Source organism: Micromonospora sp. CNZ286 (genome assembly GCF_014207755.1).
The window spans coordinates 2,108,538-2,135,076 of record NZ_JACHIZ010000001.1 but is presented as its reverse complement, the minus strand read 5'-3'; the positions used below and the strand labels follow the sequence as shown (position 1 = coordinate 2,135,076).

Annotated in this window: 21 protein-coding genes, 3 pseudogenes and 4 riboswitches; of the genes and pseudogenes, 11 read left to right on the top strand and 13 right to left on the bottom strand. The window is 72.1% G+C overall.

What is annotated here, in order from left to right; all coding sequences use genetic code 11:
- Positions 1-34: 34 nt before the first annotated feature.
- A riboswitch (cobalamin riboswitch) is annotated at positions 35-215 on the bottom strand.
- Positions 216-260: 45 nt separating this feature from the next.
- Genes FHX31_RS09910 through FHX31_RS09900 form a run of 3 tightly spaced genes read left to right on the top strand, consistent with a single transcriptional unit; the run spans position 261 to position 3,300 of the window.
- On the top strand, positions 261-1,139 hold the full coding sequence (locus FHX31_RS09910; protein ID WP_030275071.1) for a sulfite reductase subunit beta: 879 nt from the start codon (positions 261-263) through the stop codon (positions 1,137-1,139).
- Positions 1,136-1,801 carry a precorrin-8X methylmutase gene (locus FHX31_RS09905; protein WP_013476141.1) on the top strand — a complete coding sequence of 222 codons (666 nt, stop codon included), beginning with the start codon at positions 1,136-1,138 and terminating at the stop codon, positions 1,799-1,801. Before FHX31_RS09910 ends, FHX31_RS09905 begins: the two co-directional genes overlap by 4 nt.
- Entirely contained in the window at positions 1,798-3,300 is a 1,503-nt protein-coding gene (locus FHX31_RS09900) for a precorrin-2 C(20)-methyltransferase (protein ID WP_013476140.1), read from the top strand. The genes FHX31_RS09905 and FHX31_RS09900 overlap by 4 nt, the downstream gene beginning before the upstream one ends.
- On the opposite strand, the gene FHX31_RS09895 is transcribed toward FHX31_RS09900, so the two are convergent.
- Entirely contained in the window at positions 3,301-4,056 is a 756-nt protein-coding gene (locus FHX31_RS09895; RefSeq protein ID WP_013476139.1) for a cobalt-precorrin-4/precorrin-4 C(11)-methyltransferase, read from the bottom strand.
- The gene (gene cbiE, locus FHX31_RS09890; protein WP_184975782.1) at positions 4,053-5,261 is read right to left on the bottom strand and encodes a precorrin-6y C5,15-methyltransferase (decarboxylating) subunit CbiE; all 1,209 of its coding nucleotides are present in this window, start codon (positions 5,259-5,261) and stop codon (positions 4,053-4,055) included. The genes FHX31_RS09895 and cbiE overlap by 4 nt, the downstream gene beginning before the upstream one ends.
- 54 nt (positions 5,262-5,315) lie before the next feature.
- Positions 5,316-5,459, top strand: a riboswitch (cobalamin riboswitch).
- A gap of 47 nt (positions 5,460-5,506) precedes the next feature.
- Here cbiE and FHX31_RS09885 point away from each other — a divergent pair.
- The 6 genes from FHX31_RS09885 (at position 5,507) to FHX31_RS09860 (ending at position 11,736) form a co-directional block, all read left to right on the top strand.
- The gene (locus tag FHX31_RS09885) at positions 5,507-7,489 is read left to right on the top strand and encodes a magnesium chelatase subunit D family protein (protein ID WP_184975779.1); all 1,983 of its coding nucleotides are present in this window, start codon (positions 5,507-5,509) and stop codon (positions 7,487-7,489) included.
- Positions 7,489-8,103, top strand: coding sequence for a cob(I)yrinic acid a,c-diamide adenosyltransferase (cobO, locus tag FHX31_RS09880; protein WP_013476136.1), 615 nt, complete (start codon positions 7,489-7,491; stop codon positions 8,101-8,103). Before FHX31_RS09885 ends, cobO begins: the two co-directional genes overlap by 1 nt.
- Entirely contained in the window at positions 8,097-9,458 is a 1,362-nt protein-coding gene (locus FHX31_RS09875) for a cobyrinic acid a,c-diamide synthase CobB (RefSeq protein ID WP_013476135.1), read from the top strand. Before cobO ends, FHX31_RS09875 begins: the two co-directional genes overlap by 7 nt.
- A gap of 13 nt (positions 9,459-9,471) precedes the next feature.
- Positions 9,472-10,494, top strand: coding sequence for a uroporphyrinogen-III C-methyltransferase (gene cobA / locus FHX31_RS09870; RefSeq protein ID WP_013476134.1), 1,023 nt, complete (start codon positions 9,472-9,474; stop codon positions 10,492-10,494).
- A riboswitch (adenosylcobalamin (AdoCbl) riboswitch) is annotated at positions 10,494-10,634 on the top strand. It overlaps the preceding gene by 1 nt.
- Positions 10,633-10,842: a CbtB domain-containing protein gene (locus tag FHX31_RS09865; RefSeq protein ID WP_013476133.1), complete on the top strand. Its 210-nt coding sequence runs from the start codon at positions 10,633-10,635 to the stop codon at positions 10,840-10,842. It overlaps the preceding riboswitch by 2 nt.
- A 111-nt stretch (positions 10,843-10,953) precedes the next feature.
- Positions 10,954-11,736 (top strand): CbtA family protein, encoded by a 783-nt coding sequence (locus tag FHX31_RS09860; RefSeq protein ID WP_030275084.1) that lies wholly within the window; start codon positions 10,954-10,956, stop codon positions 11,734-11,736.
- Between the two features lie 22 nt (positions 11,737-11,758).
- On the opposite strand, the gene FHX31_RS09855 is transcribed toward FHX31_RS09860, so the two are convergent.
- The 6 genes and pseudogenes from FHX31_RS09855 to FHX31_RS09830 form a co-directional block, all read right to left on the bottom strand.
- Entirely contained in the window at positions 11,759-12,487 is a 729-nt protein-coding gene (locus FHX31_RS09855) for a cobalt-precorrin-6A reductase (protein WP_013476131.1), read from the bottom strand.
- Positions 12,488-12,618: 131 nt separating this feature from the next.
- A pseudogene (locus FHX31_RS32640) lies at positions 12,619-12,813 on the bottom strand (nucleotide-binding protein); the annotation flags it as partial.
- The gene (locus FHX31_RS32635) at positions 12,771-13,178 is read right to left on the bottom strand and encodes a hypothetical protein (RefSeq protein WP_063778319.1); all 408 of its coding nucleotides are present in this window, start codon (positions 13,176-13,178) and stop codon (positions 12,771-12,773) included. The pseudogene FHX31_RS32640 and the gene FHX31_RS32635, both read right to left, overlap by 43 nt.
- Before the next feature lie 484 nt (positions 13,179-13,662).
- Positions 13,663-14,170: pseudogene (locus tag FHX31_RS09840) on the bottom strand (ABC transporter ATP-binding protein); the annotation flags it as partial.
- On the bottom strand, positions 14,170-15,189 hold the full coding sequence (locus FHX31_RS09835) for a FecCD family ABC transporter permease (RefSeq protein ID WP_030502030.1): 1,020 nt from the start codon (positions 15,187-15,189) through the stop codon (positions 14,170-14,172). The pseudogene FHX31_RS09840 and the gene FHX31_RS09835, both read right to left, overlap by 1 nt.
- Before the next feature lie 44 nt (positions 15,190-15,233).
- Positions 15,234-16,217, bottom strand: a complete 984-nt coding sequence (locus FHX31_RS09830; RefSeq protein ID WP_184975776.1) for an ABC transporter substrate-binding protein — start codon at positions 16,215-16,217, stop codon at positions 15,234-15,236.
- A 42-nt stretch (positions 16,218-16,259) separates the two neighbouring features.
- Positions 16,260-16,443, bottom strand: a riboswitch (cobalamin riboswitch).
- A gap of 588 nt (positions 16,444-17,031) precedes the next feature.
- On the opposite strand from FHX31_RS09830, the pseudogene FHX31_RS09825 reads away from it, so the two are divergent.
- A pseudogene (locus FHX31_RS09825) lies at positions 17,032-17,271 on the top strand (MFS transporter); the annotation flags it as partial.
- A gap of 224 nt (positions 17,272-17,495) precedes the next feature.
- On the opposite strand, the gene FHX31_RS09820 reads toward FHX31_RS09825, so the two are convergent.
- Both FHX31_RS09820 and FHX31_RS09815 read right to left on the bottom strand, forming a co-directional pair.
- On the bottom strand, positions 17,496-19,568 hold the full coding sequence (locus FHX31_RS09820) for an N-acetylmuramoyl-L-alanine amidase (RefSeq protein WP_013476126.1): 2,073 nt from the start codon (positions 19,566-19,568) through the stop codon (positions 17,496-17,498).
- Between the two features lie 20 nt (positions 19,569-19,588).
- Positions 19,589-21,037, bottom strand: coding sequence for an FG-GAP repeat domain-containing protein (locus FHX31_RS09815; RefSeq protein ID WP_013476125.1), 1,449 nt, complete (start codon positions 21,035-21,037; stop codon positions 19,589-19,591).
- 241 nt (positions 21,038-21,278) lie between these two features.
- Here FHX31_RS09815 and FHX31_RS09810 point away from each other — a divergent pair, with 241 nt between their 5' ends.
- On the top strand, positions 21,279-22,343 hold the full coding sequence (locus FHX31_RS09810; protein WP_013476124.1) for a LacI family DNA-binding transcriptional regulator: 1,065 nt from the start codon (positions 21,279-21,281) through the stop codon (positions 22,341-22,343).
- On the opposite strand, the gene FHX31_RS09805 is transcribed toward FHX31_RS09810, so the two are convergent.
- The 3 genes from FHX31_RS09805 to FHX31_RS09795 are packed head-to-tail and all read right to left on the bottom strand — an operon-like array spanning position 22,333 to position 26,527.
- Complete coding sequence (locus FHX31_RS09805; RefSeq protein ID WP_013476123.1) at positions 22,333-23,967, bottom strand: fucose isomerase; 1,635 nt, start codon at positions 23,965-23,967, stop codon at positions 22,333-22,335. The two genes, FHX31_RS09810 and FHX31_RS09805, sit on opposite strands and share 11 nt — an antisense overlap.
- Entirely contained in the window at positions 23,964-25,517 is a 1,554-nt protein-coding gene (locus FHX31_RS09800) for an FGGY-family carbohydrate kinase (RefSeq protein WP_013476122.1), read from the bottom strand. The genes FHX31_RS09805 and FHX31_RS09800 overlap by 4 nt, the downstream gene beginning before the upstream one ends.
- A 14-nt stretch (positions 25,518-25,531) precedes the next feature.
- Complete coding sequence (locus FHX31_RS09795; protein ID WP_013476121.1) at positions 25,532-26,527, bottom strand: substrate-binding domain-containing protein; 996 nt, start codon at positions 26,525-26,527, stop codon at positions 25,532-25,534.
- Positions 26,528-26,539: the final 12 nt, after the last annotated feature.

The window sequence follows — 26,539 nt, the reverse complement described above, 5'->3', positions numbered from 1 at the left end:
GGCCTGTGCGCGAGGCCTGGATGGGCACGTGTCGCAGACGGATCTGCGGCCAGCAGGTCTTCGGACTCGGGATCAACCGGACGGGGCGCCTTCCCAGACCGTGGGTCCAGTGGCGTCGTGCCCCGCCCGTCACCCTCACCGCTGCGCGTCAGTCCCGGATTCGCACCGGGTTCCCTGGCTCATGGCTGAGTTTGACTGGCATCACGACGGTAGCACCGACAGCCGGTGTCGCCGGGGACGGGCTCTGGCACCATGTCGCCGTGACCGAGAGGACCCGCCGCGACCTGTGTCCCGGCCTGCTGCGCCCATGGATCGCCGACGACGGCGCGCTCGTGCGGGTGCGCGTCCCCGGCGGGATCGTGCCGACTGCGGCGCTGTGCGCACTCGTGGAGGTGGCCCGTGCGCACGGCGACGGCGCGGTCCACCTGACCAGCCGCGCCAACCTGCAGGTGCGCGGTCTCGAGCACGACGGTGGGCGGCTGCCCGAGACCGTCGTCGCCGACGTCATCGCGACCGGGCTCGTACCGTCCACGTCGCACGAGCTGGTCCGCAACATCCTCGCCTCACCGCTGACCGGACGCAGTGGCGGCCGGGCCGATCTACACCCGGTCGTCGCCGGACTCGACGCACGGCTGCGCGCCGAGCCCCGGCTCACCGCGCTGACCGGACGGTTCCTGTTCGTGCTTGACGACGGCCGCGGTGATCTGGTCAGCCGTGACTTGGACCTGGGGTTGGTGGCGCTCGACTCGGACACCGCGCAGCTACGCGCCGGAACCTCGGCGTGGGGGCCAGTCATCCGGCTGGACGAGGCCGCCGCGGCGCTGACCGGGCTCGCCGTACGCTTCGCCGGGCTCGCGGGTGACCGGCCGGACTCACCCTGGCACGTCGACGAGCTGCCCGGCGCCGGCGCCGCGCTGCTGGGCACCGTACTCGACCGTGCCGAGCGGACCCGGGTGAGCACACCTCCACCCGCGCTGGGCAGGATCGTTCAGGATGACGGCCGCGTCACCGCGCACCTCGCGGCTTCCGGCGGCCGAGTGGACGCTCCCCTGCTGGAGGAGATCCGCGCGCTCGGCGCCGGCGAGATCGTCGTCACCCCGTACCGCACCCTGCTCGTCCCCGATCTGGAGAACGCATGAGTCTCACCACACCGGCACGCCGCTACGACTACGTCACCGACGGCGCGGCGATCTACGACGCCTCGTTCGCCACCATCCGTGCCGAGGCCGATCTTTCGGGTGTGCCGGCCGACGCCGAGAAGGTCGCGGTGCGGATGATCCACGCATGCGGCCAGACCGACCTCACCCGCAACCTGGTGATCCACCCCGGCCTGGTGGCCGCCGCCCGCGGGGCGCTGGAGGCGGGGGCGCCGATCCTGACCGACGCGCACATGGTCGCCGCCGGCGTTACCCGCGCCCGCCTGCCCCGTGACAACGAGGTCCGCTGCTTTCTGCACGAACCCGAGGTCCCGGCGCTTGCCCACCGGTGGGCAACGACCCGGTCGGCGGCGGCGGTGTCGCTGTGGACCGACCACCTCGCCGGCGCGGTCGTCGCCTTCGGCAACGCCCCCACGGCCCTGTTCCACCTGCTGGAGATGCTGCGCGACGGCGCGCCACGACCAGCTGCGATCATCGGTACGCCGGTGGGATTCATCGGCGCCGCCGAGTCCAAGCAGGCGCTCATCGACCTCGCCACCGACGCCCCCGGCCTCGACGTGCCCTATCTCGTGGTGACCGGGCGCCGGGGCGGCTCGGCGATGGCCGCCTCCGCGCTCAACGCCCTCGCCCGGGAGGCGGAGTGACCGGGCGGCTGTCCGGCGTCGGGGTCGGCCCGGGTGATCCCGAACTGATCACGCTCAAAGCCGCCCGGCTGATCGGCGCGGCCCAGGTCATCGCCTACCACCAGGGTGTCGGCAAACAGTCCAACGCGCGCCGCATCGCTGCCGGGCTGTTCCCGGACGACGTGATCGAGGAGGCGCTGGTCTATCCGGTGACGACCCAGAGCACCGAGCACCCGGGCGGGTACGCCGGGGCGATGGCCGACTTCTACGCCGAAGCCGCCGAGCGGCTGCGGGCCCACCTTCGTGCGGGCCGCGACGTGGTCGTGCTGGCCGAGGGCGACCCGATGCTCTACGGCTCGTTCATGTACCTGCACGACCGGCTCGCCGGCGAGTTCGACACGCAGGTCGTCGCCGGTGTGCCCGCCTTCGCCGCCGCCACCGCCACCACCGCCCTGCCGCTGGTCCGGCAGACCGACGTGCTGACCGTGCTGCCGGGAACGTTGCCCGAGCCCGAGCTGGCCCGGCGTCTCGCCGACACCGACGGGGCGGTGATCATGAAGCTGGGCCGGACGTTCACCAAGGTCCGCTCGGCGCTCGAGCAGGCCGGGCGCGTCGAGGGCTCCTGGTACGTCGAACGGGCGTCGATGACCGCCGAGCGGGTACTGCCTGTCGCCGACGTGGACCCCGCCACGGTGCCGTACTTCTCGATCGTGCTGGTCCCCGGCGACACCCGGCCCGGAGTGGCCCGTTACGACCTCCCGGCCACCAGGGTCACCGAACCTTATCCCGGCGCCGAGGTCGTCGTCGTGGGCCTCGGCCCCGGTCCCGATCGGTGGCTCTCCCCCGAGGCGTCGCAGGTGCTCGCCGAGGCCGGCCACGTCGTCGGCTACGGCCCGTACGTCCAGCGCGTCGCGCAGCGCCCCGGACTCGTCCGCCACGCCTCCGGCAACACGGTCGAGCTCGAGCGGGCCCGGCAGGCGCTCGAACTGGCGCTCGCCGGTGAGCGCGTCGCGGTCGTCTCCGGCGGTGACGCGGGCGTCTTCGGCATGGCGTCGGCGGTGTTCGAGGCCGCGGAGGACCCCCGCTACGCCGGCGTCGCCATCCGTGTCGTACCCGGGATCTCCGCCGTCCAGGCGGTCGCGGCGCGCGCGGGCGCGCCGATCGGGGCCGATTTCGCGGTGATGAGCCTGTCGGACCGGCTCAAGCCGTGGGAGGTCGTGGTCAAGCGGCTGCGCGCTGTCGCCGAGGCGGATTTGGTGCTGGCCCTCTACAACCCGCGCTCACGCTCACGCACCGAACAGGTCGCGCAGGCCCGGGCCGTGCTGCTGGAGCACAAGTCCCCCCGGACGGTCGTGGTCGTGGGCCGCGACATCGGCCGGGCCGGGGAGAGTCTCACCGTCACCTCGCTCGGCGAACTGGACCCCGGCAGCATCGACATGAAATGCCTGTTGATCATCGGCGCCTCGGCGACGCGAGTCACCGCGGCCGGACGTGTCTGGAGCCCGCGCTTCGTGCCCTGATCAGCCGCGCACGCGGCGCTCGCGACCGGCCGAGTAGAGGAACGACTCGCCGCCACGGACGTCCCCGGCCAGCGCCGGGCCGACCAGGATGACCGCTGCCTGTCGCAGACCGGCCTGCTCGACCCGGCCGCCGATGTCGGCCAGCGTGCCGCGCAGGATGAGCTCCTGCGGCTGCGACACCCGGTGCACCACGACTATGGGGCAGTCGTGGCCGTAGTAGCCGGCCAGTTCGGCGGCCAGCTCGCGGGTACGCGTGACCGCCAGGTGCAGGGCGAGCGTCGCGCCGGTCGCGGCGAACGCGGCGAGCTTCTCTCCCGACGGCATGACCGTGGACCGGGCCTGCGCGCGGGTGAGCACGACCGACTGGGCCAGCTCCGGGACGGTCAGCTCGGCGCCGACGGCGGCGGCAGCAGCCGCATAGGCCGGCACGCCGGGCGTGACGTCCCACGGGACCCGGGCGGCGTCGAGCCGGCGTGCCTGCTCGTGCACCGCCGAGTACAGCGACGGGTCACCGGAGCACAGCCGTACGACCTCGGACCCGTCGGCGTGTGCCTGGACCAGGTGCGTGGTGATCTGGTCCAGGTCGAGGTGCTGGGTGTCGATCAGCCGGGCGTCGTCACGGCAGTGCTCCAGCACCTCGGCGTCGAGGTACGTGCCCGGGTACAGGCACACGTCGGCGGACTCGAGCAGGCGTACCGCGCGGAGGGTGAGCAGGTCGGCGGCGCCGGGCCCGGCCCCGACGAAATGGACGGTCATGAATCTCCCTTGACGATGGACCACTGGCTGACTGCCCGCGCGGGCGTCCAGCCGGTGAAGCCGCCGAGCGGTTCGGCGCGTTCGACGTGCAGGCGGACGAGTTCACCGCCGCGCCGGCGGTGCTGCTCCAGCAGCACCGCCTCGGTCTCGGCGGTGACACCGTGCACGACGAGCCGTCCACCGGCGCCGAGCGCATCCCAGCAGGTGTCCAGCACGCCGGGGACGGTGGCCCCGCCGCCGACGAACACCGCGTCGGGACGGTCCAGGCCGGACAGGGCCCCGGGCGCCGAACCCTCGACCAGACACAGACCCGGCACGCCGAGGGCAGCGGCGTTGCGGTGCACCAGCGCGGCCCGGTCGGAGCGGGGCTCCACCGCGATCGTCCGTGCCGTCGGCCAGGCCCGCATCCACTCCACACCGATCGAGCCGCTGCCGGCGCCGACGTCCCACAGCAGCTGACCGGGCGCGGGCGCGAGCCGGGCCAGGGCACTGGCCCGCAGGTCACGTTTGGTGATCTGCCCGGCGTGCTCGAACGCGTCGTCGGGCAACACGCCGCCCGCGGCCCAGCCCGGACCGGCACCGCGAACTTCGACGGCGAGAACGTTCAACCGCGGCACGTCGTTCAGGTCCCACCCGGCCGCGGTGGTCGCGGTACACGACTCACCGGCGGCACCGAGGTCACCGAGCACGACCAGCCTGGACTGCCCCCAACCGAGCCCGGTCAGCACCGCGGCCACGGCCGCGGGTGTCGTCTCGTCGCTGGACAGCACGAGCAGCCGGCGCCCGGCCGAGAGCGCAGGCACGATCAGCCGTAGGTCCCGGCCGACCAGGCTGACCGTGGTGACGGACTCAGCCGGCCATCCGAGACGTGCTCGGGCGAGGGCTACCGAGGAGACCCCGGGCACGATCGTCACGCGCTCCGGGCCCAGGACGTCCAGCAGCGTCGTGCCGATACCCGACACGAGCGGGTCGCCGGAGGCCAGCACGACAACCGGCCCTCGCGCGGAGGCGAGCACACCTGGCAGATTGTCCCGCAGCGGCGACGGCCACGCCACGCGCTGCTGGCCGTCGACGGGCGGCACCGCCTCGAGGTGCCGCCGCCCGCCGAGCAGCGTCGCGGCCGCCCGCACCAGCGCCCGGGACGGCTCCGGCAGACCCACCCACCCGTCAGCCCCGACCCCCACCACGGTCACCCGCTCCTCCATGGAGATGCACCCTAGCCGCCCACCGGCCCTTGCCCCGGCCACCGGGGCGTCTATGGTGATGCACAGGTTCGAGGTGCCCCACGACCGTGGTCACGGGGAGAATCTGGGAAGCCGGTGAGAATCCGGCACAGGGCCCGCTGCGGTGATCCAGGCATTGACCTGGGAAGTCCGAAGACCGGCCTCGATCCGATCCACGGCGCATGCCGCGTCGTGGACCGCCATGGCAGATCGAGCGGGAGCCCTACATGCCAGCGCAGTACCCCTTTTGTGCCGTCGTCGGCGCCGACGACATGACTCTCGCCCTCACCCTGGTCGCGATCGATCCGCTCATCGGCGGTGTCCTGATCCGCGGGGAGAAGGGCACTGCCAAGACCACTACCGTGCGCGGCCTCGCCGAGGTGCTCCCGGCGGTACGGGTCTATGCGGGCGACCGGTTCTCCATCGACCCGGACGATCCCTCGGCGGTCTGCCCCGACGGGCCGTTCGACGTGTCCACGCCCGTCGTCGAACGGCCGGTACGCCTCGTCGAACTACCCGTCGGAGCCGGCGACGACCGGGTGACCGGATCGCTGAAGCTCGATGCCGCGCTGCGAGACGGCGTCGTCGCGTTCGAGCCCGGCCTGCTGGCCCGGGCCCATCGTGGCCTGCTGTACGTCGACGAGGTCAACCTGCTGCCGGACCACCTGGTCGACCTGCTGCTCGACGCCGCGGCGACCGGCCGGGTCAGCGTCGAACGCGACGGTGTCTCGGTCGAGCATGCCTCCCGGTTCGTGTTGATCGGCACGATGAACCCGGAGGAGGGCGAACTGCGCCCGCAGCTGCTCGACCGGTTCGGCCTGACGGTCGAGGTCGCCGCCCCGCGTGACCCCGTCCTGCGGGTGCAGGCGGTCCGCCGCCGGCTCGCATTCGACGCCGACCCGGAGGGCTTCGCCACACGCTGGGCCGGCGAGCAGGAAGCCCTGCGCACCCGGCTGGCCGCCGCCCGGCGCTCGCTGGCCGGTGTCGTGCTCGACGACGAGACGCTGACCAGGATCGCCGAGCTGTGCGCCGCGTTCGACGTGGACGGCCTGCGTGCGGACCTCGTCACCGCTCGCGCCGCCGCGGCGCACGCGGCCTGGCGGGGACGTACGCGAGTGACACTCGAGGACATCCGCATCGCCGCCCGTCTCGCGCTGCCGCACCGCCGCCGCCGCAACCCCTTCGACGAGCCCGGCCTGGACCAGGACCGCCTGGACGACCTACTCGGCCACAACGACCCCGACCCCGGACCCGACGGTCCCGGCGGCGGTCTGCCCGACGACACCGGGCACGACAGATCGGCCGGGGACGTGCCCGGCCTTCCCGGCGAGAGCCCGCCCGTACCGGAGCCCGAACGGCAGGCCGCCACATCGATGGCATCCGCGGGCGAGCCCGCACGTGCCCGCTTGCTGGTCGTGAAAGGAACCGGCGACGGTCAGGCCGGCCGGCGGTCCCGGGCACGAACACCGCAGGGCCGTGTCGCCGGGCAGCGGCGGCGCACGTCCGGCGACGGCCGGCTGCACCTGCCGGGCACCATCACCGCGGCGGCGCCGCATCAGCATTCCCGGGGTGGCTTGACCGGCGGTCGCGGCCTCGCGCTCGTGCCCGGCGACCTGCGCCGGGCCGAGACCGTCGGGCGCGAGTCGAACCTCGTGCTGCTGTGCGTGGACGCGTCCGGTTCGATGGCGGCCCGCCGCCGCATGGAGCAGGTCAAGACCGCTGTGCTGTCGCTGCTGCTGGACGCCTACCGCCGCCGGGACAAGGTCGCACTGGTGACGTTCCGCCGGCACACCGCCGAGGTCGTCCTGCCACCGACCGGCTCGGTCGACGTCGCCTCCCGCCGCCTGGCCGACCTACCGGCCGGTGGCCGGACCCCGCTCGCGGAGGGCCTGGAACGCAGTGGCGAGGTGCTGCGCCGGGAGGCGCTGCGCGACCCGTCCCGCCGGCCCCTGCTCGTCGTGGTGACCGACGGCCGCGCCACCTCCGGCCCGGACCCGCTGGGTCGTGCCCACCGCGCCGCCGCCGCGCTCGCCACCAGCGGTGTCCAGGTCGTCGTCGTGGACTGCGAGACCGGACGATTCCGGCTCGGCCTCGCCGCCCGGCTTGCCACTCATCTGAGGGCCGAGCACGTGCCGCTCGGTGAAGTGACCGCCGACGGGCTCACCGGGGTCGTTCGCACGGCGACCGCTCCGCGGGCGGGGGTAGCCTGATGCCGCAGGGTAAGCCGCTCACCGTCCCGGACGACGGCAGCACCACCCGCCAGCGGCGCAACCGGCCGCTGCTGATGGTCCACACCGGAAACGGCAAGGGCAAGTCGACCGCCGCCTTCGGTATGGCGATGCGCGCTTGGAACCAGGGCTGGGACATCGGGGTGTTCCAGTTCGTGAAGTCGGCCAAGTGGCGCATCGGGGAGCAGACCGTCCTGGAGAGGCTCGGGCTGCTGCACGAGCAGACCGGCGAAGGCGGGCCAGTCGAGTGGCACAAAATGGGCTCCGGATGGTCCTGGAGCCGTAAGAGCGGCACCGAGGCGGACCACGCCGCGGACGCCGCCGAGGGCTGGGCGGAGGTGAAGCGCCGTATCCAGGCGGAACGGCACCAGCTCTACATCCTGGACGAGTTCACCTATCCGATGCAGTGGGGCTGGGTCGACGTCGGCGACGTCGTGGAGACACTGGTCCACCGTCCCGGCCGTCAGCACGTGATCGTCACCGGGCGCCGGGCCGACCACCGGCTGATCGAGGCAGCCGATCTGGTGACCGAGATGCAGCACGTCAAGCACCCGATGGACGTCGGCCAGAAGGGCCAACGAGGCATCGAATGGTGAGCCTTCCGCGGCTGATCGTCGCGGCGCCGGCCTCCGGCCACGGCAAGACCACGGTCGCGACCGGGCTCATGGCCGCGCTGGCCGCGCGCGGGCACACCGTGTCGGGGCACAAGGTGGGGCCCGACTACATCGACCCCGGCTACCACGCGCTGGCCACCGGACGCCCCGGCCGCAACCTCGACCCGCACCTGACCGACCCCTCACTCGTGATCCCGCTGCTGCTGCACGGCGCACGCGACGCGGACATCGCCATCGTCGAAGGGGTCATGGGCCTGTTCGACGGCCGCATCGGCGGCGACGGTTTCGCCTCTACCGCGCACCTCGCGGCCCTGACCGCCACCCCGATCCTGCTGGTCGTGGACGTCTCGCACACCTCGCGCAGCGTAGGGGCCGTCGTGCACGGAATGGGCACGTTCGAGGCCGGCGTCACCGTCGCGGGTGTCGTGCTCAACAAAGCCGGGTCCGCCCGCCACGCCGCCGAGGCGGCCCGGGCGGTGGAATCCACCGGCGTACCGGTGCTCGGGATCCTGCACCGCGACCAGGGTGTCAGCGCCCCGTCGCGCCACCTCGGGCTCGTGCCGGCAGCCGAACGTGAGGAGGCCGCCGCCGCCCTGGACGTGCTGGCCGAGCAGATCGCCCGCCACGTGGACCTCGATGCGGTGCTGCAGGTGGCACGCACCGCACCCGATCTGGACGCCCAGCCATGGGATCCCGCCGCGCACGTCCGGCGGCTGGGCGCCGGATCACCGGTGGTTGCGGTCGCGGCCGGGCGTGCCTTCACCTTCCGGTACGCCGAGACGACCGAGCTGCTGCAGGCGGCGGGCTGCACCGTCGTTCCGTTCGACCCGGCCCGCGACCAGCGGCTTCCCGCCGGGACACGCGGGTTGTACCTCGGTGGGGGGTTCCCCGAGGTACACGCGTCCACGCTGAGCGCCAACACGACGCTGCGCCACGAACTGCGCCAGGCCGTCCTCGACGGCGTCCCCACCGTCGCCGAGTGCGCCGGCCTGCTGTATCTGTGCCGCTCCGTCGACGGCCATCCCATGGTCGGGGCGCTCGACGCCGAAGCAGTCATGACGCCGCGCCTCACCCTCGCGTACCACCGTGCCGGACTCGGCTCGGACCAGCTGCTCGGCGAGCGGGGAACCGCTGCCACCGGCCACGAATTCCACCGCACCACCGTCACACCCGGTCACGGCGAGCACCCCGCCTGGCGCATCGAGGGCCGCAATGCCGGATTCGCCTCCCCCAGCCTCAGCGCGTCCTATCTGCACGTGCATTGGGCTGGGCACCCGCATCTGGCCCAGTCGTTCACCGAGGCCGTACACCGGACGGCTGTCTCCTCAGCACGTTAGGAATCACCGTCACATGCAGCTGAACCTTACCGGCCGTAGCGTGCTCGTCCTCGACGGGAGCGCACCCGCCGCCGTCACGGTCAGTGCGCTGCTGCACAAGCGGGCCCTGGTCACCGTCGCCGCGCCGGCCGTGTGCGCCGCGCTGGAGGACCTCGCCCTCCGCGGGCGCCTGACCTGGGTCACCACCCCGGTCGACGAGAGCCGGTTCGACGTCGTGCTGCGTACCGTCGCACCCTCGGAGGCCGGGTCGGCGGCAGCGGTCCGAACGGCCGGACACGTCACGCTGGTCGGCGCCGGCCCGGGCGATCCGGGGCTGGTCACCGTCGCCGGACGCGCGGCCGTCAAGCAGGCCGACGTGATCCTCACCGACCGGCTCGCCCCGTGGGAGGCCCTGAAGTGGGCGCGCCCGGACGCCGAGATCATCGACGTCACCAAGATCCCGTACGGGCGGAGCACGAGCCAGGAACAGATCAACGCGCTGCTCGTCGAGCACGCCCGCGCCGGACGGCACGTTGTGCGGTTCAAGGGCGGCGACTCGTACGTCTTCGGCCGCGGCTTCGAGGAAGTCACCGCGTGCGCCGAAGCCGGCGTCCCCACCACCGTGATACCCGGCGTGACCTCCAGCATCGCGGCCCCGGAGCTGGCCGGCATCCCGGTCACCCACCGCGGACTCGTGCAAGGCTTCACCGTCATCTCCGGCCACGTACCGCCCGGCCATCCCGACTCGTCGATCGACTACGCCGCCCTCGCCCGCACCGGCACCACCCTCGTGGTGCTGATGGGCATGCGCAACCTCGCGGCCATCGCCGACGCGCTCGTCGCCGCTGGTCTCGACCGGAACACACCCTGCGCCGTCGTCGCGGACGCCGCCTCGGCCGGCCAGCGGGTGCTGCGCAGTACCCTCGCCGACGTCGTCGCCGACACCGCCGAGGCCGGCATCGGCGCGCCCGCCGTAACGGTGATCGGCCACGTCGTCGCCCTCGGACCGGCCGCCGTGCAGGCAGTCGCGACAGCGTCGCGTTGCTCCGATACCTGATATGGTCGTGCCACCCTGCTGAAGGAAGCCGGTGTGAATCCGGCGCAGTCGCGCTACTGTGACGCCGCTCGCGGCGAAGCCAGACCCTCCAGCCAGGTCGACCACCCATCGACGGGACGCAGCATCCCAAGGAGTGTCATGCCTCAGGCGACCACGGCCATTCCGGCCGTTCTTCCCACCATCCCCGTTCGCGCGCTCGCCCCCTGGGCGCTGTTCTTCGCGCTGGTCACCGCCGTCGTCCTGTATTTCGTGGGCGCCGAGCAGGGAGCTTTCTCCGTCTTCGAGGGCACCTTCATCCACGAGCTGACGCACGACGCACGGCACGTGCTGGGCTTCCCCTGCCACTGACACCACGCCACGCGGCAGTTCGCCCGGCCCGGCCGGAGTTTTCGTCTTTCCTCGTCACCGGCGCTGCGGGCGTTTCGTGATGCCCGCGGCCGGCTCTCGAACGGACCCTTGATGACCCCTCGCACTTTTCTCGTTCACGGGCTGCTGGCCGGGCTCATCGCCGGTTTCGCGGCCTTCCTCGTCTCCTACGTCGTCGCCGAACCCCAGGTCGATGCAGCCATCGCCCTGGAGGAAGCCGGTGCCGCCGAGCACCCGCACGACAATGCCACCGCCGAGCAGTCTCACAGCCACGATGAGGAGGAGGCCGAGGTCTCGCGTGGCACCCAGTCCACCGGGGGCCTGGCACTGGGCACCATCCTGGTGGGCATCGTCCTCGGTGGAGCGACCGCGCTCGCTGCCGCCTTCGCCGCCGGGCGTCTGGGCTCCCTGTCCGCACGGGCCAGCACCGCGGTGGTCGCCGCCGTCGGTTTCGTCGCCACCGCCCTCGTGCCGTTCCTCAAGTACCCCGCCACACCACCGGCGGTCGGCTCCGGTGACACGATCAACGAGCGGACCGCGCTGTACTTCGGGTTCTGGGCACTGAGCCTGGCCGCCGCGATCGGCGCCGTGGTCCTGGCCCGGCGTCTGCTGCCCCAGCTGGGCGCATACTCGGCGGTGCTGGCCGGTGCCGGCGCCTATCTCGTGGTCGTCGTGGTCGCCGGGGCTCTGCTGCCGACGGTCAACGAGGTCGGCGGTTTCCCGGCCGACACACTCTGGTACTTCCGCATCTCGTCGATCACGACCCTGGCCGCGACTTGGGCGGTCCTGGGTGCAGTGCTGACCGGTCTGGTCGGACGCGACGCGGACCGTGCCGCCGAGCGGCTGCGCCGCCAGGAGCTGGCGGCCACGCTCTGAACCTTCCCGGCTGAACCTCGCGTCAGGGTGCGGGCAACGCCCGCACCCACGCCAGGGCGGCGTCCACGTCACGGACCAGCGGCACTCCGGCCGGCGGCCCGGCGCGGCGCACGATCACGACCGGCATCGCCCGCTCGGCGGCGACCTCCAGCTTCGCGACCGTGTGGTCACCGCCGGAGTCCTTGGTAACTAGAACGTCCGTGCCCGCCATCACCTCCCGCTCGTGCGCGAGGGTGTAGGGACCGCGGCTGCGCAGCAGCTTCCACGACACCGGCAGAACGATGTCGGGCTCGTCCACCACGCGAACCAGGCACGCGTGCCGGCGCAACGGTTCGACGAAGTGCGCCAGCGACTGCCGTCCGACGGTGAGGAACGGCCGGTCGCCCAGACCGGCCGCCACCCGGGCAGCTTCACTGTGGTCACCGGCCCAGTACCAGGCCGACGCCTCGGGGCGAGCGGCCCAGCCGGGCCGTTCCAAACGGAGCAGGGGAACCCCGGCGGCCGGGCACGCCGCCGCCGCGTTGGCGCTGATCTTCTCCGCGAACGGGTGCGTCGCGTCGACCACGGCACGCACCCGGGTCTCCGCCAGGTACGCGGCCAGTCCTGCGATCCCGCCGAAGCCACCGACGCGGACCTGCCCCACCGGCAGCCGGGGACGCGCGACCCGCCCCGCCAGTGAGGTCACGACCACGGCACCGTCGTCGACGAGCGAGGCCGCCAGCGCGCGGGCCTCGCCCGTCCCACCGAGCACGAGAATCCTCACGCGTAGGGTCCGATCACCGGCGCCGCGGGAGCGCCCCGCTCGGCTAGGTTCAGCAGCGCGTCGACCTCCAGGTGTTTCTCCGCCAGGTCGGCGAGCAGATCCAGCCGGGCCTGCCGGGCCGGCTCTGCGCCCGCCGCCAGCGCCTGCACCCACTGAGCATGGCCGATCTCCGCCCCACCCGCACACGCCATCGAATTGTTCGCCATGTTCCGTGCCTTGAACGGAGCGACCCGAACACCGCGCCGTGCGAACGCCCGGCACAACGCGGTCGTCACCCGGCTCTTGCCCGCGTCCGACGTCGTGCCCGCCACCATGAGCCGCCCGGTTCGGCGAGCCTGTCCTTCCACCGCCCCAGTATCGCCTGCTGTCCATCCGCCGGACCGCCGGGCTCGGCGTGGGCGAGGTCCAGCCCGGGCTGGTGTCCGACGCTGCCCACCACTTCGGCCATCAGCAACGTGACCTCATGGACGAGTTCGTCCATGCTCTGCCCTGTCTGTGACTGGACCAGGGCCAAGGGCGAGTTCGGCGAGCAGCATGAAACCCGGGTGCGCACGGTCTCGTCGCCGATGGCGCCCAGCAGTTCCTCGGCGCCGGCGAAGTCACCGCGGTGTCTGGCCGCAATGACTCCCGCCGCCTGCTGCGCCGCGAGGAACGCCGGCCCAGCGCCGGCCTCGGTCATCGTGCCAGGATAATCGGGTTGCCGGCGCGGGGCGCGTCGAACCGCCGGGTCACGTCCGACCAGTGAACCGGTGGCCGCGTCGAGCGCCGCGTGCAGCAAACGGTTTCGCGCCGTCGAGGAAACACCTGTGCACGAATACGCCCAGACGCGCGGCCATCTGCTCGGCGAGCTGGTGGATCGTGTCGTGGCCAGCGTGGTGGGTGACCGACCGGGCACCGGCAGCACGTGCCGGGTCATGACGGCGGCCGGAACTCAATGACGGTCCGCCCGTCGTGAACCCGCACGTCTGCGTCGACGCCGTACACGTCGGCGAGCAGCGCCGGGGTGAGCACCCGTGCGGGTGGTCCCGCGGCGACGACCCGGCCGTGGTGCAGCACGACGACGGTGTCGCAGAACATGACGGCCAGGTTGAGGTCGTGCAGCGCGGCGAGGGCGGTGACCTGCGATCGGCGGACCAGGTGCAGCAGCTGAAGCTGGTGGCCGATGTCGAGGTGGTTGGTGGGTTCGTCGAGCAGCAGCAGTTCCGGCTCCTGGGCCAGCGCGCGGGCGAGCTGGACGCGCTGGCGTTCCCCACCGGACAGGGTCTGCCACTTACGGTCGGCGAACCCGGCCAGGTCGACCCGGCCCAGTGCCTCGACCGCGGCGGCATGGTCGCAGCCGGTGTCGGACCAGCGGGTCCGGCGGTGCGGGATGCGGCCGAGCAGGACCACGTCGCGGACGGTCAGGTCGAGGTCGGTCTCGGCGTGCTGGGCCAGCAACGCGATGCGCCGGGCCAGGGCAAGGCGCCGCAGCCGAGTCACGTCGTCGCCTGCGAGTGTGATGTTGCCGGTATCCGGGCGCACCAGGGCGGCGACGGCCCGCAGCAGGGTGGTCTTGCCGGAGCCGTTCGGGCCGAGCAGCCCGACCAGGCTGCCCGCCGGGACGGTGCCGGTGACGTGGTCGAGGATGCGGGCGGCGGGCACCGCCCACGAGACGTCGGAGATCTGAAGCATCAGCCGCGTACCTCCCGGCGGCGCAGGATCAGGAAGAACGCCGGCACCCCGACCAGTGCCGTCAGCACCCCGACCGGCAGCTCACGCGGTTCGAAGACGGTGCGGGCGGCGGTGTCGACCCAGGTCAGGAAGATGGCGCCGGCGAGCACGGCGACCGGTAGCAGCCGCCGGTGGTCCGGTCCGGTGATCAGGCGGGCGGCGTGCGGGAGGATCAGCCCGACGAACCCGATCGCGCCGCTGACCGCGACCAGCACGGCGGTCAGCAGGGCGGTGCCGACCAGCAGCAGCCACCGCAGCCGGTTCACCTCGACGCCGAGGCTCGCGGCGGCCTCCTCACCGAAGGCGAAGGCGTTGAGGGTACGGGCGTGCCAGCCGACCACCGCCAGCACCACGACCAGCACCGGTACCGCCCAGCCCAGGGCCGTCCAGTCGGCGCGGGCCATCGACCCGGACAGCCAGAACGTGATGCTCTGCGTGGCGTGCGGGTCGGCCACCCAGATGATCACGAAAGAGGTCAGTGCCGCGCACAGTTGTCCCACCGCGACCCCGGTCAGCACCACGCGCGTCGGCGACAATGCCCCGAACCTCCCGGCCAGGCCCACGACCAGCAGGAACGCGACAAGGGCGCCGAGGAAGGCGCCGCCGGTCAGCGCGGCTACGCCACTACCGATGCCGGCCACGACCACCAGGACCGCGCCCAGCGACGCCCCTGAGGAGACCCCGAGCAGGTACGGGTCCGCCAGGGGATTGCGGGTGACGGTCTGCATGACCGCACCGGCCGCGGCCAGGCCCGCCCCCACCGTGGCGGCGCCGAGAACCCGGGGCAAACGTAGGTCCCAGACGATGTGGTCGCGCAGCAGCGGCACGTCCGAGTTCGCGAGTCCCAGGTGGCCGGCGACGACCGTCCACACCGTCCCGACAGTCAGGTCGGCCGGGCCGATGGTGACCGCGACGGCCACCGACAGCACCAGACCGGCGACCAGAGCCAGCACGAGCGCGGCCAGGCCGACCGCCCGCACCGGGCGGTGGGTGCGCACCGGGGCGGGCCGGGTGGTGACGGCGGTCAGCTCGGGGCCCCGGACGGCAGCGCGGCGATGCCCTGGGCGAGGGCTTCGACGCCGAGGACGTTGCGGACACCGGCCGTGGTTGACGAGAACGGGATCACCACGTACCACTGCTGTTTGACCGCGGGCAGGTCCTTGAGGGTGCGGTGCCCGGCGAGGAAGGTCTTCTTCTGCGCGGCGGGATCCCAGCTCGCGTCGACGAGCACGATGACCTCGGGGTTGCGGTCGGTGACGGTCTCCCAGCTTGTGTCGCCCCAGCTGCCGGTGAGGTCGGCGAAGGCGTTGGTGACCCCGGCCGCCGACATGATCATGTTGGGGGCGCCGCAGCAGGCGCCGACGCTCGGGGCGTCGCTGCCGCCGTCCCACCACATGACCTTCACGTTGCGGGCGGTGCCTGCGGCCGTGGCGATGCGGCCCTCGTGGTCGGCGATCAGCTTCTCGCCGCGGTCGCTCACCCCGAAGATCGCCGCGAGCTCGCGGATCTCGGTGAACACGTCGCCGATGGCGAGCTTCGCCTGCCGGGTCTGCGCCGGGCACCCGGCAGGGGAGATGTAGGTGCCGACGCCGAGTTTCTGCCAGTCGGCGCGGTCACCGACCCCCTCGTCACCGAACGCGCTGTTGTACGACGCGTACACGAAATCGGGTTCAGCCTCGAGCAGCTTCTCCTTGGTCGGGTACTCCTTGGCCAGCACCGGGATCTTAGCGTAGGCGTCCGCGTAGGCGGGCAGGATCGTGTCGTCGAGGTAGGCCGTGCCGATCATCCGATCTTGCAGGCCCAGGGCCAGCATGATCTCCGTGGCGGCCTGGTTCATGGTGACGACCCGCATCGGTGGCGCCGCGATGGTCACCGGGGTGCCGCAGTTGGTCACCGCGACCGGTCCAGCGGACACCGCCGGTGGTGCGGCAGCAGGCTTGGCATCGGCGCCGCAGCCGGTGAGCAGCACAGTGGACAGCAACAACGGCGCGGCAACGCGCCAGGGCATGGGGAACCGCACAGCGGGACCGCCTTCCAACACCTCGTGGACGGGGACGAACGTGCCGTGGCCGGTCTCCTGGCTGACGGGACAAGCAACCGCCGGCCGGCCTTCCCAGGCATCTCTGCCCAGTGACCTCGCGAAACGACGAGGGCCGACGGTCTCCCGATCACAGTGGCGAGGGCCGCGCCGGCATCACACCGGCTTCCCGAACACCACGGCGTCCCCACCATAACGGCCCGCGCTCGCCGCGGATCCGGTCCGGGCACCCGCTGTGGGAAATCCGACGCGCCGGACCGGCCTCGGCGTGGCTGTCGGCCCGCAACCCATCCGGCTCCTTTCTCGTGCGCGGTGGCTGGGCGAGGGCACGTGATCGACAGTGAGCGCCGTGGCTGAGGCTGAGCAGCAATACGTGAGCGCAGGTGCGAGGCCACGTCCGCCGGCGACCGGCTCCTCGGTCGTGGGCATGAGGCCGGCGATGCAGACGTCGAAGAGCTCGACGAGCGAGCACGGTACTTCGCGATCTGGATCGCCATCCGACCTGCGTTGCCGACGGCGCCGAGGACAAGGACGCGCTGGCCCGCGGTGAAGTTGATGCGGCGCGTCAGCGCGATCCAGGATGACATCGCCCGGGTTCATGGCGGTGGCGATCCGCACCGGGTCCACGCCGTCGGGTAGAACCACGCTGCGCGAGGGTCGATCAGGGTGCGTTCGGCGAAGGTTCCAAGGGGCGTATCGTGCAGGACCACGCAGCGGACGTTGCCCTTCTCGTCGCGTACCACGCCGTCCACGCCGGGGACGAGCGGGAAGATGTTGTTGCTGGTCCCCGGCGATCGGCATCTGGGCGGCGACCAGTGCGCTGGGCTTCGCCGCCGGGCCGCCGATCGGCGGACTCGTCCTGGCTCACCTGCCCTGGGGTGCGATCTTCCTGGTGAACGTCCCGATCGTGGTGATCTGCCTGCTCGCCGGCCGGATACTGGTCCCGGAATCGCGGGACCCGACCGGTGGACGCCTCGACCTGGGCGGGGCGACGCTGTCCACCGCCGGCCTGACCGCGATCGTCTCCCCGGGTTCCGCCCACGTCCCCGCCGGTCAGGTGGCCAGGCGCAGGTGACGCCGCTGCCGCAGCCGCACCGCGACAGCCCGCCACGACCAGCAACGTGAGCGCGGCAGCGAAGGCCAGCCCGTCGGTCAGGCCTGCCTCCAGCTCGCGCAACGTGGTGGAGCGGTAGGTGGACGGCGAGCGACGCCGGTCCCGATCCGGGCCGGCGTCGCTCGCCGTCGGGCTCAGAGTGTGGTTTCGCTGGTGAGGCCGAAGTAGTCGTGCCATTTGGTGCTGGGGGCGAATGTGGTGCCGGTGGAGAGTGCGACGTAGATGTCGTTGGTGGTGCCTTTGGTGAAGACGATGAGGTCGTCTTTGCCGTCGCCGTTGGCGTCGGCGAGGTAGGGGAATTCGCCGGTTAGGCAGAAGAAGTCGTGCCACTTGATCGTGGTTCCGGCGAAGGTGGTGCCGGTGGAGGTGGCGGCGTAGACGTCGGCGTCGGTGTTGCAGGTGAAGGTGACGATGTCGTCGCGGCCGTCGCCGTTGATGTCGCCCACCCGGGGCTGCTCGGCGCCGACGGCGAACAGGTCGTGCCATTTCTGCGGTGCCCCGAAGCCGTTGCCGGTGGACAGGGCGACGATGACGTCGGCGGCGGTGGCGGGGCCTTGGGTGAAGGTGATGATGTCGTCGCGGCCGTCGCCGTTGACGTCGCCGAGGGCGGGGAACTCCCCGGCGATGGAGAAGTAGTCGTGCCATTTCACGGCGGTGCCGGTGAAGGAGGTGCCGGTGGACAGGGCGACGTAGACGTCGGCGTTGGTGTCGTGGGTGAAGGTGATGATGTCGTCGCGGCCGTCGCCGTTGACGTCGCCGACGGCGGGGACTTCGGTGCCGGGGGCGAACCAGTCGTGCCATTTCGCGGATGCGGCGAAGGATGTGCCGGTGGACAGGGCGACGTGGACGTCGGCGGTGGTGCCGTGGGTGAACACGATCGCGTCGTCGCGTCCGTCGCCGTTGACGTCTCCGGTCAGGGGGGTCTCTCCGGACAGGGCGAACCAGTCGTGCCACTTCACCGACGTGCCCGCGAACGACGAACCCGTCGACGTGGCCACATACGCGTCGGCCAGCGCACCGTGGGTGAACGCGACCACGTCATCCCGGCCGTCACCGGTGAAATCCGTCGGCGAACCACCGAAATAGCGGGCGGTCGGGCCCCCGCCACCCTGGTTCACCAGCGAGAGGTAGTAGTTCCAGTTCCAGTTCGGTCCCGGGTCGGTGTGGTCGTTGCCCGGGATCTCGTTGTGCCCCTTGATGCCGGTGCGGTTCTTCGGGATGCCGTACTTGTCGCACAGGTAACGGGTCAGCGCGGCCGAGGAACGGTACATCGCGTCGGTGAACCAGGCCGGGTTGTCGACGTACCCCTCGTGCTCGATGCCGACGCCGTACGCGTTGCCCGACCGGGCGTGGTAAGCGGTGTCGCCCTCGCGGACCATCTGAGTGATCTCGCCGTTGCTGGACTTCACCACGTAGTGGGCGCTGACCCCGGCCGACGGGTTCTGGAACCAGCTGATCGTACCGGCGTACGAACCCTGGGTGACGTGGAGAATCACAGTGGTGATCCGGCTGGGCCGCCCCACGCCGTAGTTCGCTCCGTTGGCAGCCACCCACCGCGCCGGCGGGTACTCGGGCACGGCGGCGGCGAGCGTACGGGACGCGGTGCCAGCGGGCGCCACGGCGGCGTAGCGACCCCGCTCTGGCTCGACCCGGTGCGCCCGGACCGGCACCGCGCCCGGGATGCCCTGCTGCACCAGCTCGTAGATCCCGTCCGCGTACAGGCGTGCGGTGGCGTCGTCGGCCGCGCCGCCGTACCGCGCCACCACCGGGTACCAGGCGGTCACCCGGTCCCGATCCCGCGCGGTCAGCCCCTCGGCGTCGGCCAGCTCGCGCAGCACGGCCGCACCGCCGCGGATGTTCGCCGGCGTGGCGGTCTTCAGGCGCGCGACCGGCTCGCCGGTCAACTTCGCTGCCCGTTCCAGGCTGTGCTGGGCGGGGTTGCTGACCAGGTGCATCACCCCGTAGCCGTTCGCCTGGCTCGGCTTGCCGCCGTGCGCGTCGAGGCGGGACTCGCCGTAGCCGACCGCGACCAGGACGTCCCGGGGTACGTCGTACTCCTGCGCCGCCCGCACGAACGCGGCGTCCAGCGCGGTCCGGCCCGGCGGCGTCGCGGACACCGGCGCGGGCTGCACCGCGATCCCGCCGGCGAGCGCCGCGGCCAGCAGGGCGACGCCGGTGCGTCGCCGTCTCCGTCGTGTTCCGGCCACGGGGGCCTCCCATCCTGGTGTCACAGCGTCACCTCACCGGTGAGCCCGAAGTAGTCGTGCCACTTGCTGCTGGCACCGAAGGTGGTGCCGGTGGACAGGGCGACGTAGACGTCGTTCGTGGCGCCCTTGGTGAAGACGATGAGGTCGTCCTTGCCGTCGCCGTTCGCGTCGCCCAGGTAGGGGAACTCGCCCGGCAGGCAGAAGAAGTCGTGCCACTTGACGGTGGTGCCGGCGAAGCCGGTGCCGGTGGAGGTGGCGACGTAGACGTCGGCGTCGGCGTTGCAGGTGAACGTGACGACGTCGTCCTTGCCGTCGCCGTTGACGTCCCCCACCCGCGGCTGCTCGGCACCCACGGCGAACAGGTCGTGCCACTTCTGCGGCGCCCCGAACGACGTGCCGGTGGACAGCGACACGATCACGTCCGCCGCTGACGCGGGGCCCTGGGTGAAGGTGATGATGTCGTCCTTGCCGTCGCCGTTGACGTCGCCCAGGGCGGGGAACTCCCCGGCGATGGAGAAGTAGTCGTGCCACTTCACCGCCGTGCCCGAGAACGACGACCCGGTTGACAGCGCCACGTAGACGTCCGCCGTCGCGTTGTGCGTGAACGCGACGATGTCGTCCCTGCCGTCGCCGTTGACGTCACCGACGGCGGCGATCTCCGCACCGGGGGCGAACCAGTCGTGCCACCGGCCCGGCGACGTGAACGCCGACCCGTTCGACAGCGCCACGTACACGTCGCCGGTGTTGCCGTGCGCGAACGTGACGATGTCGTCGCGGCCGTCACCGTTGACGTCGCCCGTCGACGCGGTCTCCCCGCCGATGGAGAAGAAGTCGTTCCACTTCACCGACGTTCCGGCGAAGCCGGTTCCGGTCGACGTGCTCGCGTACACGTCGGCGGAGGCGTTCTGGGTGAAGGTGAGGATGTCGTCGCGGCCGTCACCGTTCACGTCCGTCGACGAGCCGCCTGCCATGCCGTGGGTACGCGCCGCCTGGTTGAGCAGCGTGCGCGCGGTCCCCGCCACCTGGTCGTACCGGTCGGGGAAGCCCGATCGCTGGACGCACTGGGCGACCTGGCCCGCCGTGTAGCCGGGGTTGTTGCGGTCGCAGGTGATCGCACGCGTGACGTACTGCGTGGTGGCGTAGACCGGGTCCATGATCTGCTCCGGCGTGCCCCAGCCGTAGTCCCAGCGCTGCTGGAACACGCCCAGGCTGGACTTGTCGCCGCAGGGCAGGTTGTTCATGTGGGACTCGACCCAGCCCGCCTCGAAGGTGGAGAGCATGACCTTGTCGTTGACGTTGTACGACCGGGCCACCCGGTAGACGATCACGGTGACGGCGGGGTCGTGGGTGGCCGGGACGGACGGGCAGGCGAGCGTGCCGATCGGTACGGCGGCGGCCGGCGCGCCGGCCGCGCCGGCCGCCGTGACGGTGCAGAGCGCGACAAGCATCGCCAGCAGATTTCGTCTCACCGTGCTCCTCGGGGGTGGGGGTGACCAGCGGCACCGGACGAGAAATCGATTGCTGACGAGTCTCGTAGTCACCCACATCGATGTCAATAGCGGCGGCGGGACGCGATCGACCCGGTCGGAAATCGATTGCTGGACGGGTATAGGATTCCGTGCGATCTCCCGCGGTGGCGGTCTCACTCCGGTACGTCACCATCCGACGGGGGCCGGGCCGGAGCGCCCGGGCGACGACGACGGGAGCGCGATGACGACCATCTACGACGTGGCGCGTCGCGCGGGAGTGTCGCCGGCGACCGTCTCCCGCGTCCTCAACGGGCGTGCCTCGGTCGACCCGGACATGGCCGCCCGGGTACGGCAGGCCGCGCAGGACCTCGACTACCGCCCGAACGCCGTCGCGCGCAGCCTGCGCCGCAGCCGGACCAGCCTCTGGGCGGTCATCATCTCCGACATCGGGAACCCGTTCTTCACCTCGATGGTGCGCGGTGTCGAGGACGTCGCGCAGGAGGCCGGCTTCTCGGTCGTGCTCTGCAACGGCGACGAGGATCCGGAGAAGGAGGCCCGCTACGTGGCGGCGGCCCTGGCCGAGCGGATGGCCGGGGTGATCATCTCCTCGTCCGGGCGGCCGGCCCTGATCAGCCGCCTGGTGCAGGCCCGCATCCCGGTCGTGGCGATCGACAGGCAACCACGCGGCGTCGAGGTGGACACCGTGCTGGTGGACAACACCCACGGCGCCGAGCAGGCGACCGCCCATCTGGTGGGCAGCGGCTACCGGCGGATCGCCTGCATCACCGGCCCACGCCGGATCTCCACCGCCATGCAGCGGCTGCGGGGCTACCAGCGGGCGCTGAAGGCGAGCGGACGCCAGACCACCGAGGACCTGATCCGGTACGCGGACTTCCGCGAGGAGGGCGGCTACCGCGCGATGGCCTCCCTGCTGGAGACCGCCGAGCCGCCGGACGCGGTGTTCGCGGCGAACAACCTGATGACTGTGGGCGCCCTCGAGTGCCTCGTGGACAACGGCATCGGCGTGCCCGACCCGTTCGGCATCGTCGGGTTCGACGACATCCCCTGGGCGCACCTGGTCCGGCCCTCGCTGAGCACCGTCGCGCAGCCCACCTACGACCTGGGGCGCACCGCGGCCACGCTGCTGGTCGAGCGGATCGCCGACCCGGCCAAGGCACCCTCGACAGTGGTGCTCCACACCGAGCTGCGGGTACGCGACAGCTCGGCACCGTCGGCCGGCCGGCAGGGCCACGCGGTGGGCCGTGCCCGGTCGCGCGGCACTGCCGCCGGCTCGCTCAGATCGTGACGTCCCCGCACAGGTGCACCCGTACGCCCAGCTCGGCGAAGAGGGCGGCCTTGACCCGTAGCGCGCGGTCGGCGGTGCCGGCGTCTGGCGCGTAGACCACGTTGACGTGGTTGGCCTTGTGCCGGGCCATCAACTGGTCGCGGCCCACGCCGTGCAACACGGCGTGCATGATCGGCCATTGCGGTGTGGTGGCGTCCAGCCGCCGCCGGGTCTCCGCCTCGGGCAGCGCCACCACCGTGCCGCGCCCGAGGTCGACGTGCAGGCCGCCGTCCATCACGAACACGCGCGACCAGACGATCTCCCCCGGCTTCGACACGCCGCTGAGCGTGCCGCCGCCGAGCGGGAAGTACATCGGCGGCTGACGCATGCTGTATGACCTGTCGTAGCCGCCGTTGTGCGACGCGGGCACCGCACCGGAGATCTCGAAGACCCAGACGAAGTGCTCGCCGTACTGCTGCCCCCAGCGGATGTCGTGCAGCGTCGTCGCCGGGTCCAGGCCCATCGCGGTCCAGATCCGGTTGGTGACCAGCGAGTCCACGGCGACGCCCTCGTCGACCTCGTTGAAGTGCGGCAGCGCGACGCCCGGGTACAGCTCCCGGGAGCCGTCCCGGCTGGTCACCGGGGGGCGTTCGATGTTGTTCAGCAGCCCCTCGGCCAGGTCGCTGGCCGGCACGGTGTCCTTGAGCCCCTGCTGGTACTGGATCCCGACGGCGTCCAGGCCGAAGTCGTCGGCGATGCGCAGCGCGGCGACGTACATGCGGCACTGGCTGAGCAGTTGGGCGTACGTCAGCTCGGTGGCCTCGTCGGTGCCGGTGTGGAACGTCATCCCGGCCGCCTCCAGCCAGGCCAGCACCGCCCGCGCCTCGGTGTCGCGCACCCGCGCCATCTCCGCCACCAGCGCGCTCTGCGACAGGCGTTCCTTGAAGACGCCGAGCGGGTTGAGCAGCTCGTCGTCGATGATGGCGTTGTACATGCCCATGCAGCCCTCGTCGAAGACGCCGATGACGGCCCGCTCGGAGACGAGCTGCCGGGCCAGCGCCACGCCGAGTTCGACCTCCTCGTCCGGCCGCAGCACAGGCAGCGGGCGTACGTGGCTCTCGTCGTGCGTCACCCGGCCGGTCTCCAGCCACTTCTTCAGGCCGTCGCGCGCCCACTCGTCGGTGAAGTCCTCGCTCCACAGCGTCGAGTACCGCACGCCCGCCTTGGTGAGGCTGCCGGCGAGGTTGAGCAGGCCCACCAGGCCGGGGTACTCGCCGCTCCAGTTCGCCACCAGCAGGATCGGCCCGCGGTGGGCGCGCAGCCCGGCCAGCACGTGGTGGCTGTACTGCCAGACCGCCTCCACCACGACGAGCGGCACGTCGGCCGGGATGCTCCGGAAGACCTCGATCCCGGCGCGCTGGCTGTCGATGAAGCCGTGTCCTTTGCCCGGGTCGACGTCGTGACCGCGCCGGACGTGCCAGCCGAGCGCGGTGACCGCGGCGGTGAGGTCGGCTTCGAGCTGCCGCTGGGTGGGCCAGCAGGTGACGTTCGCGCTCAGCCGCAGGTCACCGCTGGCGACTGTGTAGACGGTGCGGGGCGGGGCGGCCGGGCGCTCGACCGGCACGGGCAGTGTGTAACGGGTCACGGGGCAGCTCCCTCGGCGGGCGGACGGTGGGTGGAGCGGAACGCGTCCGGCAGGCGTTCCTGCCGGGCCGCAAGGGCGTGAACCACAGATCGGCTACCGGCGTACAGCTCGCGGTAGAGCCGGTACAGCTCGTCGTAGTCGGCGGCGGGTTCGGGTCGTGGCCGCCGCACCCCGGCGATCGGGTTCCACGTCTCGATCGAGACGTCCATCACGGTCCGGGCGGCCAGGAAGGCGCCGCCGTAGCTGGCGCCGATGGTCTGCGCCGGGATCTGCTGTTCCCGGCCGGTGATGTCGGAGACGATCTGGGTCCAGAGCCCGCCCCGGGTGCCGCCGCCGACCGCGACGATCCGGCGGATGTCGCCGCCAGCCGCCTCGATCGTCTCGATGTTGTGCCGTACCGCCAGCCCGGTCGCCTCCAGCGCCGCCCGGTAGATGTCGCCGGGGCCGTGCGAGAGGGTGAGACCGGCGATCAGGCCGCGGGCCCGGGGATCGAGGATCGGCGTGCGTTCCCCGGCGAAGAACGGCAGCATCAGCAACCCGCGGGCACCGGCGCCGGAGCGTTCGGCGAGGCGGAGCAGCTCGGTGTGGTCGGTGCCCGCCACCAGGTCGCGTAGCCAGCCGGTGATCGCGCCGGAGGTCGCCATCCCGCCGGCCAGGTTGCGGGTGCCCGGCAGCGCGCCGACGGTGCCCCACAGCGACGGGCTGGTCAGCCGGTGCGGCACGGTGTGCACGAGGAACATGGTGGTGCCGTACATGAGCATCAGGTCGCCCACGCCCTGCGCACCCACGCTCAACGCCTCCGACCAGGCGTCAATCGTGCCCGCCACCACCGGAACGCCCTCCGGCAGGCCGGTCTCGGCGGCGGCCCCGGCCGTCACCTCACCGGCCACGTCGCCGGGCCAGCACAGTGGCGGAAGCTCCAGTCCGGGTGCGAACGGGTCGATCCACGGCCGGTACCAGTCCTGGGCCTCGGTGTCGTAGAACGGCGTGCACTGGCTTGCCGAGTGGTGATCGAGCAGGTAGCGACCGGTGAGCCGGTAGGCCAGCCACGAACTGGGCATGAACAGCCGGCGGGCACGGGCGAACAGTTCCGGTTCGGTGTCGGCCACCCACGCGATCTTCGGGCCCGCCGCCTGGCTGGACAGCGCCGACCCGCACCGCTGGATGATCTCGTCGGCGCCGAACCGCTCGTTCATCCGCTCGATCTGCTCCCCGGCGCGGGTATCCACGCCGTAGAGGACGGCCGGGCGCAGTGGAGTGCCGCCGGCGTCGGTGAGCAGCACGCACGGACCCATGCCGCTCACCCCGACCGCGCACACCCGGACGTCACCCGGAGCCAGCAGATCCCGGCTGAGGGCGACGAACTCCCGCCACCAGATCCGGCCGTCCATCTCGGCCCGGCCAGGGCCGGGCCGGTCGACCCGGTGCTCCAGGACCCGGGCCCGGACCAACCGCCCGTCGGGGTCGACGAGAACCCCCTTGCTGCTCGACGTGCCAATGTCCACGCCGAGCACCACCGGCGCCGCCCGCCGCACGCTCGCGCTGCGCATCCCGGCCCCCGCGCTCAGAGGCCACCGAGCTTCGCGTACGCCTCGGCGGCGTTCTCCCTGGTGATCCGCATGGTGCCCAGCGTGGTGGTACGCGGGACGTCCTCGGCGCAGTCGACGAGGATCTTCCGGGCCAGCTCGACCGCCTCCCGGCCGCCGGTGGCGTACTGGAACGTGGCGGCGAGGCGGCCCTGCTCGACGGCCTTGATCCCGCCGGAGGGCACCGGCAGCGCGTCGATGCCGGTGAACTTGATCCGCTGCGCCTTGCCCGCCGACTTCGCGGCGAGGTAGGCGCCCTCGGCCATCGGGTCGTTGTGCGCGTAGATCGCGGACACGTCCGGGTGGGCCTTGATCAGCGCGTCCGCCACCGACTGTCCCTTCTCCCGCAGCCAGTCGCCGGGCTGGGAGGCGACGATCTGGATCTTCGGGTTGGCGGCGATGCCGTCGCGGAAGCCCTGCGCGCGCTCGGCGGCGGGGGTCGAGCCGGGCAGCCCGGCGATCTCGATCACCTTGCCGCCGTCGGGCAGCAGCGTCGTGGCGTAGAACTCGCCGGCCGCCTTGCCGATCGCCACGTTGTCGCCACCGATGAACGCGGTGTACGCCTCCCCCTCGACCTTGCGGTCCAGCACGATCACCGGCACGCCCTGGTCGTACGCCTTCTTCACCACAGCGGTGAGCGGCTTGGCCTCGTTCGGCGAGATGATCAGCAGGTTGATCTTCTGGGTGAGGAAGTTCTCCACGTCGGCGACCTGCTTGCTGTTGTCCTGGGCGGCGTCGGAGACCACGACGCGGAAGCCGGGCACCGACTTCGCCGCCGTCTGCACGTCGTTGTTCATCACCTGCCGGTACGGCTCGGCGTTGTTGGCCTGGGACATGCCGATCAGGAAGTCCTTGCCGGCGCCGCAGGCGCGGGCCCGCCCGGCGTCGTCGGACGGCTTCTCGACGCTGCACCCCGTCGTGATCGCCAGCGCGCCGGTGACCAGCAGCGCGAGCAGTGTGGTTCGCTTGTCCATCGGGTGGCTCCT